Genomic DNA, 13,643 nt, shown 5'->3' on the forward strand with positions numbered 1-13,643 from the left:
GCGCCGGCCGGGGCGAACGACGGCCGGCCCGGGTCGAGCAGCCACATGCCCGGGCGGACCTCCACGGCGGCCGCCCGCCCGTCCGGACCGGCGATCCGCTCCGCGGTGCGGCGGGCGTAGGTGGCCCAGCGGCGGTCGCCGAGCCGTTCGGCGGCCCTCCCGCACTCGTCGAGCAGCCGGAGGGCGCCGAGCGGGAGCCCCTGGTGCAGGTTCACCATCGCCAGACCGCCCAGCGCGGCCACGACCCCCCGCAGGTCGTGGCCGGCCGAGCAGAGGGCCAGCGCCCGGCCGTACCGCCGGGCGGCGGTCGTCAGGCGGCCCCGGCCGAGCAGGACGTCGGCCTCGCCGATCCGGCAGCGCGCGGCCCCGAGCCGGTCTCCGGCCAGGCCGAACAGCCGGCGGGCCTCGCCGTACCGGCCGAGCGCCCGGTCCGCCTCGCGCCGCTGCCAGGCGAGGTCGCCCAGGGAGTGGAGCACCGCCGCCTCGGCGGCCGGGGAACCCGCCCGGCGCGCGGCGTCCAGCGCGAGCCGGTGGGAGGTCTCCCACTGGTCCCAGACCGCGCAGGTCTGGAAGTACCCGGCGGTACTGCCCGCCAGGTCCCACACCAGGGACCACAGCCCGGCCGCGTGCGCCAGCCGCACCGACTGCACCAGCCCGGCGGCCTCCTGCCGGAACCAGGCCAGCGGCGCGCACGGCGCCGGTGCCCGGTCGCCCGCGCCGGACGGCGGCGCCGGGGCCGGCTCCTCGGGCTGCCGGCTGCGGCCGGGCGTGAGCAGTGCGTCGGCCCGGCGGGCGAGGGACAGGTAGGCGGCGCACAGCCGCGCCGTCGCCGCGCGCAGCGAGTCCGTGCGCTCCTGCTGGCGCAGTTCCCCGGAGAGCACCCGCAGCAGCTCGTGGAAGCCGTAGCGGACCTGCCCGTCCGGCTGCGGCCTGGTCTCCAGCAGCTGGGCGCGGACCAGGCCCTCCACCAGCTCCTCGGCGACGGGCGCCTCGACGTCGAGCAGCGCCGCCACCGTCCACAGCGCGAAGTCGGGCACGGGGGCCAGCCCCAGCAGCCGGAACGCCCGCTGCTGCTCGGGCCGCGCCTCCTGGTACGCCGTCATCAGGCAGGCCCGCAGGTCGAGGTCGCCCTCGCGCAGCCGCTCCAGCCGGGTCCGTTCGTCGCGCAGCCGGGCCGCCAGGCCCTCGGCGGTGGTGTGCGGACGGGCGACCAGCGAGGCCGCCGCGACCCGCAGGGCGAGCGGCAGGTGACCGCAGAGCCCGGCGATCTCCGCCACCGCCACCGGGTCGGCCGCCATCAGCTCCCCTCCGGCGACGTGGAGCATCTCCATCGCCTCGTCCGGGCGCAGCGGCTGGAGGACGAGGTGCCGGGCGCCGTCGAGGGCGGAGAGCATCCGCCGGCCGGTGACGATCACCGAGCAGTCGCCGACCGCCGCCAGCAGGGGGCGGATCTGCTCCTCCGAGCCGGCGTCGTCGAGCACCAGCAGCGGCCGGCGCCCCCGTAAGGCGCGCTGCAGTGCCGCGGTGAGCTGCCCGCGGTCCGCCGGGACCTGGTCCGCCGCGCCGTGGTCGCCCCCACCGAGCCCGCGCAGCAGGGCGGTTGCCGCCTCGTCGGCGGTCAGCGGCCGGCCGAGCGGCCCGCGCAGCCGGACCAGGACCTGGCCGTCCGGGAACGCGTCCGCGACCTGCCGGGCCAGCCGCACCGCGAACGCCGTCTTGCCCACGCCGGCCCGTCCGGCCACCGCCACCAGCCGCACCGGCGGCCGGCCGGCGTCGCCGCGCAGCATCCGCTCGGCCGAGGCGGTCTCCTCGTGGCGTCCGATGAGCCTCTCCGTCCCGCCGGGCAGCCCCCGCAGCGGCCCGGCGGTCGGGGAGGCGGCCCGGGCGGCGGACCCGCCGGCCGGCTCGGGAGGTCTCCAGTCGAGGGACGGGTCCGAGCGCAGGATCCGCTCCTGGAGGCGCTTGAGCGAGCGCCCGGGTTCCACGCCGAGCTCCTCGACCAGCGAGCGCCGCAGCCTGGCGTAGACCCGCAGGGCGTCCGACTGGCGGTCGGTGCGGTACAGCACCACCATCAGGTGGCCGTGCAGCGCCTCCCGCAGCGGGTGCTCGGTGGCCAGCGCCATCAGTTCCCCGGCGAGCTTGCGGTGGTGGCCGAGCCGCAGGTCCGCCCGGATCCGCTGGTCGAGCGACTCCATCCGCAGCTCGTCCAGCCGGATGGCGGTGCTCTCCAGGCGCACCCCGTGCGGCACGCCGGACAGCGCCGGGCCGGTCCACACCGCCAGCGCGTCGTGCAGCAGCCGGGAGGCGGCGGCGAAGTCGCCCTGCTCGTAGGCGGTACGGCCGGCCACCCGCAGCGTCTCGAAGCGGGCCAGGTCGAAGTCCTCCTCGGGCACCCGCAGCAGGTACCCCGGGGACCGGGTGAGCAGCAGTTCCTCGGTCTCCAGTCCGAGGGGTCTGCCCTCGGCCAGCAGCTTGCGCAGCTGGGAGATGTACACCTGGAGGGTGGTGGTCGCGGTGCGGGGCGGTTCGGTCCCCCAGAGCTCGTCGATCAGGCTGTCCGAGGAGATGACCTCCCCGGCGCGCACCAGCAGGGTCGCGAGCAGCGCGCGCGGTTTGGCGGCGGACGGCGTGCGGGGGGACAGCGAGACCGGCCCCAGGATCCGGAAGCGCATCACATGGTCCTTTCGATCGGCCGGGTTCAGCAGTCCTGCAGGAGGGAGGCGGAGGCACTGGCGACGACCCGGCTGCCCTGGCTGAAGACGACCCGCATCCGGGCGACCGGCCGGCCGGCCGCGTCCCGGGTGGGGCGGCGGGAGGAGACCGTGCAGGCGAGCGGCAGGTCGGTGTCCCCGAGGCCCCGGTAGGAGGTCCGCCAGTGGGTCAGGACGGCGTGGCCGGGCTCGAAGCCGTGCAGCTCCGCGGCCACCAGCAGGGACGCCTGCCGGGAGGCCTCCAGGAACAGCGACCCGGGGATCGGGCCGTCGGCCGCCGCGCGGAAGAGTCCGTGCTCCGGGGCCGGGTCGACCGGCAGCAGGAACTCCCCGTCGAGGACCCTGAGCGGCGGACCGACCAGCACGTTGCGCGGGTCGCTCCGTCCGACGCGGGCCGGGCGCAGCGCCCCGTCCGCGCCGGGCGCGGACACCGCGCAGGAGTCGTTCAGGCTCTCGCGCCTGCCCCGGGCGCGGTGGCTGCGGTGCACCCCGGGCATGACGAACACCAGCCTGGTCCGGTTGAGTCCGCAGTTCACTCCGTCGATGGCCACCCGGGCCACGCACTCCAGGCCGCGCGGGACGCCGTTGACCACGTCGCCCGGGGTCAGGGTGAGCTCCATGGCGAGGTGGGCGGCCCGCCCGGTGCGGCGCCACGGCGAGAGGTCCAGGACGTCGACGCTGCTGGAGGCGAAGGCCTCGGGCCGGTCGGCCGGGACCCGGAAGTACTGCTGGGCGATGAAGTGCGCCGCCTGGTGCATCGTCTCCGCCGGGAACAGGACGTCGTGGAAGGTGCCCGGACCGTCGGTGAACAGCTCGTGGTCGTCCGGCAGTTCGGCCGACAGCACGAAGTGCTGCTCCTCCGGGGCGGTGGTGTCCAGGGCGAAGCCCTCGGCGGTGGAGGGGCGGCGCAGCAGGTGCAGCGGCGCGGCGGGCCGGCCGCCGGTGGGGAAGGGCCCGTCCGGTCGGGCGGGCGGGTAGGGGAACGGGAGCGCTGTATCCATGGCAGTGGTCCTCGGGTCGGTGGCGCCCGGAGCGTCGGGTCGGGTGGGGGCCGGGGCCCCCGGGGCTACCCGTGCGGCGCGGAGACCGTCCGCAACGGCGCGGAGGTGACCACGCGCAGGGACCGCGCGGCCTCGACCGAGTCGCAGCCGGCCAGTCCGAGCGCGTCCCGCAGCTCCTCGGTCAGCATGCGCAGGACGCCGCCGACCCCGGCCTGGCCGCCGGTGGCGAGGCCCCAGAACACCGGGCGGCCGACCAGGACGCCGTCGGCGCCGAGCGCCAGGGCCTTGACGATGTCGCTGCCGGTGCGCACCGCGCCGTCGACCAGGACCTCGCAGCGGCCGTCCACGGCGTCCCGGATCTCCGGGAGCACCGCCATCGGCGGTACGGCGCCGTCGAGTTGGCGCCCGCCGTGGTTGGAGACGACGATCGCGTCGACCCCCTGGTCCGCCGCCTGCCGGGCGTCCCGGGGATCGAGGAGGCCCTTGAGGACCAGCCGGAGTCCGGTGCGCTCGCGGAGCCGTTCGATGTGCCGCCAGGAGAGCGAGGCGGTCATGAAGGCCTTGGTGTGCTCCGCCACCGCGGACGTCCGGGACCCCTGGGCGTGGGCCCGGGAGGCCGAGCCGTCACCGAGGTGGGCGGCCTGGACGTCCAGCGGCAGGGTGAACTGGTTGCGCACGTCGCGCAGCCGGCGTCCCATCCAGGGCAGGTCCACGGTCAGCATCAGCGCCTCGCAGCCGGCCTGCTCGGCCCGGTCGACGAGGTCGAACAGCCTGGCCTCGTCGTTGAGCCAGTACAGCTGGAGCCAGAGCCGGCCGCCCTGGGCGGCGATCTCCTCCAGCGGGTAGCTGCTCAGGGTCCCGGTGACGAAGGGGACGCCGGCGTCCCGGGCCGCGCGGGCCACGGCGAGTTCGCCGTCCGGGTGCACCAGCCGGTGGTAGGCCATCGGGGCGACGGCGATCGGCGCCGCGGCGTCCCGGCCCAGCAGCGGGGACGCGGTGGCGCAGTCGGCGACGTCCCGCAGGACCCGCGGCACCAGGTGGAGCCGGTCGAAGGCGTCGCGGTTGGCGTGCACCGAGGACTCCGTGCCGCTGCCGCCGGCGACGAAGTCCCAGATGTCCGGCGGCAGGACCGCGGCGGCTGCCCGCTCCAGGTCCTGGAGGCAGGCGGGTTCGCGCTGCCACCGGGCGGCGGGCTCGTCGCGGACCGCCGGGGTGGGGAAGGAGGGGGCGGTCACCGCGCGGCACCGCCCTGCTTCGCCCGGTCCAGCTCGACGGCCTCGTACAGCGCCTTGATGTTGGAGCTCCCGAAGGTCTCCGCGCCCAGGCGCTCGATGACCTCGAAGAAGAGGGTGCGGCGGGGGTGGGCGGAGCGGGTGAAGATCTGGAACAGCTGGCCGGCGTGGTCCTCGTCCACCAGCAGGTTCCACCGGCGCAGGTCCTCCAGCGGGTGGTTCTTCGGGGTCAGCCGCCGGCCGAGGAGGTCGTAGTAGGAGCCGGGGGCGGTCAGGAACCGCACTCCGCGCTCGGACAGGGCGGTGACGGAGCGCACGGCGTCCTCCACCGAGAAGGCGATGTGCTGCACGCCCGCGCCGCCGTGGCGGGCGAGGAACTCGTCGATCTGCCCGGGGTCGGCGGTGGTGTCGGGTTCGATGACGGTGAAGGTCACCGTTCCCGAGGGGCTCTGGACGACCTTGGAGTCCATCCCCTGGGAACCGGTGACGATGCGTTCCTCGAAGATGGTGTCGAAGCCCAGGACCCGGCCGTAGTGGTCGACGGTCGCCTGGAGCTCGCCGGCGTCGACGCACACGGCGAAGTGGTCGATCCGCCGGAGGCCGACGGGCGGCGCGACCTCGCGCGCGGCGGCGAGGGCGGACGGGTCGACGACCAGTCCGTGGGGCAGCGCGGGCGGTGCGGCGCCGTCGTCCGGGACGAAGGTGTGCACGACGTCGCCGAAGCCGCCGACGGTCGCCGTGGTGCCGCCCGCCGGGTGCGGCGCCGGGGCGGCCACGGGCCGCGCGCCGCGCCGGGTGGCCTCGGCGAAGGCCGCGGTCACGTCGGGGACCCGCAGGGCGATGTCGGAGACCCCGTCGCCGTGCCGTGCGGTGTAGGCGCCGGCGGGGTGGTCCGTGTCCCGGCTCTCGGTGAGGACGAGCGTGACGTCCCCCTGGGCGAGGGCGGTGCTCCTGAGGCCCGTTCCGGTCGCCACCTGCGGGGCGACGACCCGGAACGCGTACTGCCCGACCCAGGTGGCCGTGCCGGCCTCGATGTCGTCCACGCACAGCTCGACGTACTCGATGCCGAGGTTGCCGTAGACCGCGGACCCACTCACGTGATTCTCTCCTTGGAAATGTCGCAGGGCTCCACCGGCGCGGGGCGGGCGCGCCGGCCGCGCAGGCTCGGGGGGCGTGCCGTCCGCTGCCCGGGGCGGCCCGCCCCGGGCAGCGAACGGACGTGCGGCGGCGCTCAGTCGGCGGCCATGGCCTCGACCAGGCTCTTCGGGCGCATGTCCGTCCAGTTGGCCTCGACGTAGTCCAGGCACTCCTGGCGGCCGGCCTCGCCGAACGCGGTCTCCCAGCCGGCGGGCACCTCGACGGAGGCGGGCCACAGCGAGTGCTGCCCCTCCGCGTTGCGCAGCACCAGGTACGGGGCGTCGTTGTTCTCGAACGGGTTCGTCACTGTCGTCTTCCTTAGCGGTGGTGGTGACGGCGCCGCGGGTTCGCGGCGGCCTCGGTTCAGTCGGCGGCCGGGACGCCGAGCCGGGACAGCACGTCCCGCAGCAGGCCGGCCTGCTGGTCGGTGAGGTAGAAGTGCCCGCCCTCGAAGGCCCGCGCGGTGAAGGACGCCCGCGTCACCGGGGCCCACGCGGCCACCGACCCGGCGTCGGTGTCGGCGTCCTCGTCCCCGTAGTACGCGACGACGGGGACGTCCAGGACGGCACCGGCGGGATCGGCCCGGTACTCCTCCACGATGCGGTAGTCGGCCCGGACCGCCGGGAGCACCAGCTCCAGCAGGTCCGGGTGGTCCAGCGCGGCCGTCTCCGTGCCGCCCAGCTCCTTCAGATGCCGGACGAGTTCCCGGTCGGGCGCGGTCGCGTACGACTGCTCCGGGACGCTCTCCCGCCCGGGGCCGGACCGCCCGGAGACGAACAGGGCGGTGATCCGGGCGCCGTGCGCCTCCTGGAGCCGGCGGGCGGCCTCGAAGGCGACCGACGCGCCCATGCTGTGGCCGAAGAACGCCAGCGGCCGGTCGAGCAGCGGGAGGCACTCGGCGACCACCGGGGCCACCAGGGCCTCCATGGTCCGCGCGGGCGGTTCGAGCAGCCGGTCCTCCCGCCCCGGGTACCGCACAGCGAGCAGCTCCACGCCGTCGGGGAGGGACGGCCCCCACGCCCGGTAGAAGCTCGCCGCGCCGCCCGCGTGCGGGAAGCAGACGATCCGGGTGCGGGGCTCCGCCGACGGTTTCACTACTCGCAACCACTGGTGTGCTGGGCGCACGTCTTTCCTCTCAGCCTCGGTCTCGATGGCACCCCGGGGGCCCGCGCCGCGCGGGCCGGCCTCACCGCGCGGCGGCCGCGGCCTGCTCCCGGACGAAGCCGGCCAGCCGGTCCAGCCCCTCGTCGATCTCCGCGGGGAGCAGGTGGCTGAAGGACAGCCGCATCACGCGGCGCGGCTCGGAGTCCGCGTAGAAGTGGTGCAGCGGCGTCCACAGCACGCGGTGCCTGCCGGCGCTGAGCTCCAGCAGTTCGTCGCTCGCCGCGAAGGGCACGGTGAGCAGCAGGAAGAACCCGCCGCTCGGGGTGTTCCAGGAGACGCCGGGCACCTGTCCGGCGCCGAACCGCGCGGCCAGGCCGTCGAGCATCAGCCGGAGGTTCGCGCGGTACGTCTCCCGCTCGCGCGCGTTGGCCGCCCGCAGGCTGTGCCCGTTCTCCAGCAGCTTCCCGGCGATGACGGCCTGGGCGATCGGCGAGGTGTTCACCGTCGTCATGCTCTTGATCTTCGCCAGCTCGTCGGCCAGCAGGCCGGCCCCGCCCCGCGGGCCGGTGACGGGCTGGTCCGCGACCACGTAGCCGACCCGGGCGCCGGGGAGCCCGGTCTTGGCGAACGAGCCGAGGTAGACGACGCGTCCGTCGGTGTCGAGGGCCTTCATGGTCGGGGGCCCGTCGGGGTCGCCGAGCAGGCCGTACGGGTTGTCCTCCAGCACCAGGAGGTCGAGCTCCGCGGCGGCCCGCAGGGTCCGCAGCCGGTCCTCCCGGCTCATCCGCACCCCGCCGGGGTTGGCGAAGTCCGGTACGAGGTAGAGGGCCCGCGGTCGCCGGCCCGCCGCCCTGGCCTCCCGCACCACGGCGGTGAGGTCCGCCAGGTCGACGCCCGCCGCGGACTCCCGGACCGGGAGCAGCGGCATGTCGACGAGCTGGGCGGCCCCGTGCACCCCGACGTAGCTCGGCGTCACCGCGAGCAGCACGTCCTCGGGGGTGGCGCGCAGCGCCCGCAGGGTCAGGTAGAGCGCCTCCTGGCAGCCCACGGTGACCACGACGGCCTCCGGGTCCACCACGATGCCCTCGTCGACGGCCAGGTGGGCCGCGACCAGCTCGTGGATGACGCCCTTGGTGCGGCCGTACTGGAGGACGGTGCGCCGGACCTTCGCCTCGTCACCGTCGAAACGCTCGGAGAGGTGGCGGCGGTAGACGTCGAGGTGGCGGTGGACGTCGTCGAGGTCGAAGTAGCCCTCGAACGGTCGGCCCGCGGCGAAGGACACCGCGTCCGGGTAGTCCTGGGACACCTCGTTGAGAAAGTTCATCGACGCGCTCACCGGGGAGCCCAGCGATTCGTGCAGGTCCCGGACGTCGAGGGGCAGGGACGAGCCTGCCACGGTGCGGTTGCCCAACGGGCCCACTTCCCTTCTGACGGTTCGGCTCGGAGGTTCCGGCTCAGCGCACGGAGGCGACGGCGCGCGGTCGGCTGCCGGTCGCGAAGGCGTCCAGCACGCGCGCCGCGACCTCGTCGGGGGAGTCGCCGCGCGAGACCAGCCACGCCCGCGGCGCGGCGGCCGGGGCGTCGGCGTACAGCCTCCGGCGTCCGCCGCCCGTCACGTTGAGCAGGCAGGTCGCGTCCGGCGCGAGCCGCCCGTCCCGGACGGCGTCGCGCAGCGCCGCCACGGCGACGGCGGCCGCCGGCTCGATGTCGATGCCCTCCAGCTCCTCGAACATCGCCCGGGCCGCCTCCGCCTCCGCGCGGCCGGCGACCAGCATGTCGCCGGAGCCGGCGCGCAGGACGTCCCGGACACCGCCGCCGACGAGGTAGGGGGGCGTCGCGTTGGCCAGCTCCGGGGCGTAGAGGCCGAGCGGTGCCGCGGCCCGCGCCGGGTCGTCCGGCTGCCCCTGCCACGCCCGGCTGAGCGGGGCGAAGTCCGCGTTCTGGCACAGGAGCATCCGCGGGACCGACTGCCCGTCGGCGGCACCGGAGGCGATGACGCGCTCGGCGGCCTCGTGGACGGCGATCGCCCCGGCTCCGCTTCCCACCGCCTGGACGTAGACCTCGGGAAGGACCCCCATCTCCTCGAAGGCGGCGAGGGCGACCACGCCCAGCCCGTCGCGGCGGCCGACGTTGCGGACCCCGCCCTCGGCGAAGAACCCGGGACCGCAGGCGATCAGCTTCCGGCTGAAGTCGATCGCGTCGTTGTAGGTGGCGTCCTTGAGTGCGACCACCTGGACGTCCGCCGAACCCGCGTCGGCGGCCGCCACGGCCGGCAGTGCCCGGCTCGGGACCACCAGCAGCCGAGGGACTCCCTCGCTCCGGGCCGCGGCGAAGGCCGCCGCGGTGTTGCCGGCCGAGGCGATGACCATCACACCGGCCTGCTCGGGGGTGCGTCCCAGCACCGCGAAGGCCTCGAACTCCTTGAAGGAGCCGGAGGTCATCCGGCAGCCGCGTTCGGGCCAGTACCCGCTGAAGGAGATCCACAGGTCGGTCAGGCCGAGGGCCTTCCCGAGCCCCGCGCTCCGGTAGACGGCCGGCCGGTGGGAACCCTCGACCTCGCGTCGGACCGGAAGCCAGCCGTAGCGGAAGATGCCGGACCTCTCCGGCGTGACGGTGAACCGCTGTTCCGCGTACTCGCTGCGCAGCAGGGTGTCGTCCCCGCATCGCGGGCAGCTCAGGCAGAGCCCGTCGTCGGAGCTCCGCCAGTCGCAGCCGGCGCAAACGAGCAGGTAGGTACAAGCAGGATCCACGAGGGTGCGTTCCTTTCGCGTCGAACGGCGTCCCCGCCGTGGGCGCACCTGTCCGCGGACATCGCGGACCGGCCCCTGCCGCACGGTCGGAGGCATGCGTGTTCAGCCCTTTTCCGGCGCGCACCGGGACTTGCCGGGCACGCCGAAGTGCGACGCGCGACAATCGCGGCGTCGATATCCGGAAAAAGGGAAAAGACTGCCTGATAAACGCCTCGGCGGCCTTCGGATGGAAGGGGGCCGATGGGCTTTATGACATGTTCAGGACAGATTTCAGAGAGGTGTGGCCCCGAAAAGAAGGATTGCTGTGGACCCTGATGGAATGGGTCGAAAACTGTTCATCATACCCCGTTGTCCCCCGACGTGTGCAGCAAGCGTGTTCTGCGGGCTTGCGAGTGACCAGCATAGACGCCGCAATCGCAGTTTTCCTGTGACCGGGCTCACATTGCAGGGCTTCTGAAGATCGACTTTACTGTCCTGACGCCTGCTCAGGAGCCCGTCGGATGTTGGCCGAGTCTGCCATCCGGACGCGGGAGCGGCGATCGCCGCGCATGGTTCATCATGTGCGCTTCGCGTGGCGAAGTGTCGGCAATACGGGGGAAAGTCAATGTGTGAGCGTTGTGGCGGGAATGGTCTCGCCGGATGTACCGAAGCGGGTCCTTCGATTCGCGGGCGGGGCCTTCGGCCCATTCCACGCAGGGGGGGTTCTGCGTCAATGCCCGCCATTTTCTCCACACTTCTTCCGCCGGCGCTTCACTGACGCGTCGGCCGGTCCGCGCCAGGATTGATCCGAAAGCGGACAGACCATGACCGGCCGCCCGGGATTCCCGCGGTTCCGGTTTCCCCGAGGGGGCGGCTCGGGCTGCCCGGCGCCGGAGCGGCCGCCGTCCGGCCCGCCCGCGTCCCTCGTCGCCCGCCCGATTCCGCGCCCGGCCGCCCCTCCTTCGCGGGGTCCGGCCGAGGCCTCGGCCTGCCGTCGCGGCGGCCTCCCGGCGCCGGCACCCCCTGCGGGAGGCCCCTGCCCCGAGGCCGGACGACCCCGGGCCCGCACGCACGCACGCGTGGAAACACGCTCACAACGGGACGATGGAGTGGTATGAGCACGTCAGAAGTCGGCGTCGCGTACAAGGAGCTCTCTGCCGCGCAGCGAGGCATCTGGAACGCTCAGCAACTCGACCCGGACAACCCCGTCTACAGCGTGGCCCAGTGCCTGGAGATCGAAGGGGACCTGGACCCGCAGCTGTTCGAGCGGGCCGTGCGGGAGATCACCGGACGGGTCGAACCCCTCCACGTGCGCTTCACCGGATCGGGCACCTCGCTGCGCCAGTACGTGGCCGTCTCGGACGACTGGCCGCTGCACACCTTCGACGTCAGCGCCGAGCGCGACCCGGTCGCCGCCGCCGAGGCCTGGATGCGCGCCGACCTGGCCCGGCCGATGCGGCTGGACCGCGACCGCCTCTTCACCTACGCCCTGTTCCGCGTCGCCGCCGACCGCCACCTCTGGTACCAGCGAGGCCACCACATCGCCGCCGACGGCTTCAGCGGCGCCATCGTCGCCTCGCGGGTGGCCGCCCACTACACCGCCCTCGCGGCCGGCGGCCCGGTGCCCGAGCCGCGGACGGTGCCGCTGGACACCCTCCTGGACAAGGACACCGAGTACCGCGCCTCGGCGAGCTTCGCCGAGGACCGCGCGTACTGGGCCGAAACCCTGGCCGACCGCCCGGACATGCCCAGCCTCAGCGGCGGACGCCCGCCCGTCGGCACCCCGCACACCCTGGCCCGGCACGCCGAGACCGTCGACGCCGAGACCTCCGCGCACCTCCGCACGGCCGCACGCGGTCTGCGGACCACCGTCTCCGGCCTGGCCATCGCCGCCTCCGTGCTCTGCTTCCACCGCCTGACCGGCGTCGAGGACGTCGTCATCGGCGTCCCCGTCCTCGGCCGGAGCCGCCAGGAACTCGACGTCCCCGGCATGGCGGCCAACATGCTGCCGATCCGGGTGGCCGTGTCGGACGACCTCACCCTCCAGCAGCTCGTCCGGCGGGTCGGGACCGCGATCCGCACCGCCCTGCGCCACCAGCGGTACCGCTACGAGGACATCCTCCGGGACCTCGGGCTGGTCGGCCGCGGCAACCTGTTCAGCCTGGTCATGAGCGCCATGCCGTTCGACTACGACCTCGCCTTCGGCAACTGCTCGGTCCGGCTGAAGCCGCTGGGCGGCGGCCACTTCAACGACTTCTCGCTGTCGCTCTACGACAACTCCACCGACGGCCTCATCGGCATCGCCGCGGACGTCAACCCCGAGCTCTACAGCGACGACACCAACCGCGCCAAGGTGGCCCTCTTCCGCAACACCCTGCTGGCGATGGCCGCCGCCCCCGCCGACACCCCGCTCCGTCGGGTCGAGGTGTTGGGCGAGGCGGAGCGGGAGCTGGTGCTGTTCGGGTGGAACGACACGGCGCGTGAGGTGCCGGCGGTGACGCTGCCGGAGCTGTTCGAGGCGCAGGCGGTGCGGACGCCGGGTGCGGTGGCGGTGTCGGACGCGTCGGGTGGTGTGACGTACGGGGAGTTGAACGAGCGGGCGAACCGGTTGGCGCACCTGCTGGTCGCCGAGGGTGTCGGGCCGGAGGACCTGGTCGCGGTGTGCCTGCCGCGGTCGGTGGAGCTGGTGGTGGCGCTGCTGGCGGTGGGGAAGGCGGGGGCGGCGTACCTGCCGCTGGACCCGGAGTACCCGGTCGAGCGGTTGGCGGCGACGGTGGCCGACGCCCGGCCGTCGGTGCTGGTCGCCTCCGGTGCGACGGCGGGGCTGGGCCTGGGCGTTGACGCCGGGGTGCGGCGGATCGACCTGGACGCAGCGGAGACCGTCGATGCCCTGAGCGTGCTGCCGGTGTCGGATCCGGTGCGTGCGGGGCACGGCCTGGAGAGTCCGGCGTATGTCATTTACACCTCGGGGTCGACGGGTCGGCCGAAGGGTGTGGTGGTGACGCAGGCGGGCCTGGTGAACTACGTGGTCCGGTGTGTGGAGGTGTATCCGGAGGTCGCGGGGCTGACGGTGCTGCACGCGTCGGTGTCGTTCGACGCGGGTGTGACGGGCCTGTACGGGGCTCTGGTGTGCGGTGGCGAGGTGGTGGTCGCCGCGTTGGACGATGCTCTGCCGGGTGTGTTGGGTGGTCGGCGTCCGTCGTTCATGAAGGTGACGCCGAGCGCGTTGGCGGTGCTGGACTCGCTGGGCGATCGCGTGAGTCCGTCGGGCCGGCTGATGGTGGGTGGTGAGGCCGTCCAGGCGGCGGCGGTGGCGCAGTGGCGCGAGCGTCACCCGGGTGTCGTGGTGGTGGATCATTACGGTCCGACGGAGGCGACGGTCGGGTGCACCGACTTCGTGCTTCCGGAGGTGCTGGACGGGTCGGAGGTCGTCCCGATCGGTCGGCCGATGTGGAACACCCGGGCGTACGTGCTGGATTCCGGGCTGCGTCCGGTCCCGGTGGGTGCGGCGGGCGAGTTGTACATCGCGGGTGTTCAGCTGGCGCGCGGCTACCTGGGCCGTCCGGGTCTGACGGCGGAGCGGTTCGTGGCGTGCCCGTTCGGTTCGGCCGGGGAGCGGATGTACCGCACCGGCGACCTGGCGCGGTGGCGCGCCGACGGGGCGCTGGAGTACCTGGGTCGGACCGACGACCAGGTGAAGGTGCGCGGTTACCGCATCGAGCTGGGCGA

Annotated in this window: 9 protein-coding genes; 1 reads left to right on the forward strand and 8 read right to left on the reverse strand. The window is 74.4% G+C overall.

Annotated features, from left to right (window positions below; genetic code table 11):
- From ACWGKU_RS37195 to ACWGKU_RS37230, 8 genes are all read right to left on the reverse strand, one after another.
- A partial coding sequence (locus ACWGKU_RS37195) for an AfsR/SARP family transcriptional regulator (RefSeq protein WP_452191739.1) occupies positions 1-2,672 on the reverse strand: 2,672 nt, incomplete at its 3' end.
- Between the two features lie 26 nt (positions 2,673-2,698).
- Positions 2,699-3,712 (reverse strand): AfsA-related hotdog domain-containing protein, encoded by a 1,014-nt coding sequence (locus tag ACWGKU_RS37200; protein ID WP_452180757.1) that lies wholly within the window; start codon positions 3,710-3,712, stop codon positions 2,699-2,701.
- A 65-nt stretch (positions 3,713-3,777) separates the two neighbouring features.
- Positions 3,778-4,947, reverse strand: coding sequence for an alpha-hydroxy acid oxidase (locus ACWGKU_RS37205; protein ID WP_452180756.1), 1,170 nt, complete (start codon positions 4,945-4,947; stop codon positions 3,778-3,780).
- Positions 4,944-6,041, reverse strand: a complete 1,098-nt coding sequence (gene hppD, locus ACWGKU_RS37210; protein ID WP_401049116.1) for a 4-hydroxyphenylpyruvate dioxygenase — start codon at positions 6,039-6,041, stop codon at positions 4,944-4,946. Before hppD ends, ACWGKU_RS37205 begins: the two co-directional genes overlap by 4 nt.
- 134 nt (positions 6,042-6,175) lie before the next feature.
- Positions 6,176-6,388, reverse strand: coding sequence for an MbtH family protein (locus tag ACWGKU_RS37215; RefSeq protein ID WP_401049118.1), 213 nt, complete (start codon positions 6,386-6,388; stop codon positions 6,176-6,178).
- A 56-nt stretch (positions 6,389-6,444) separates the two neighbouring features.
- On the reverse strand, positions 6,445-7,176 hold the full coding sequence (locus ACWGKU_RS37220; protein ID WP_401049120.1) for a thioesterase II family protein: 732 nt from the start codon (positions 7,174-7,176) through the stop codon (positions 6,445-6,447).
- 91 nt (positions 7,177-7,267) lie between these two features.
- Positions 7,268-8,596: an aminotransferase-like domain-containing protein gene (locus ACWGKU_RS37225; RefSeq protein WP_401049122.1), complete on the reverse strand. Its 1,329-nt coding sequence runs from the start codon at positions 8,594-8,596 to the stop codon at positions 7,268-7,270.
- A gap of 43 nt (positions 8,597-8,639) precedes the next feature.
- Positions 8,640-9,935, reverse strand: a complete 1,296-nt coding sequence (locus ACWGKU_RS37230; protein ID WP_452180755.1) for a cysteate synthase — start codon at positions 9,933-9,935, stop codon at positions 8,640-8,642.
- 1,093 nt (positions 9,936-11,028) lie between these two features.
- Here ACWGKU_RS37230 and ACWGKU_RS37235 point away from each other — a divergent pair.
- Positions 11,029-13,643, forward strand: a 2,615-nt coding sequence (locus tag ACWGKU_RS37235; protein ID WP_452191741.1) for an amino acid adenylation domain-containing protein, incomplete at its 3' end; no start/stop codon positions are given.

Source organism: Kitasatospora sp. NPDC054768, assembly GCF_053612025.1.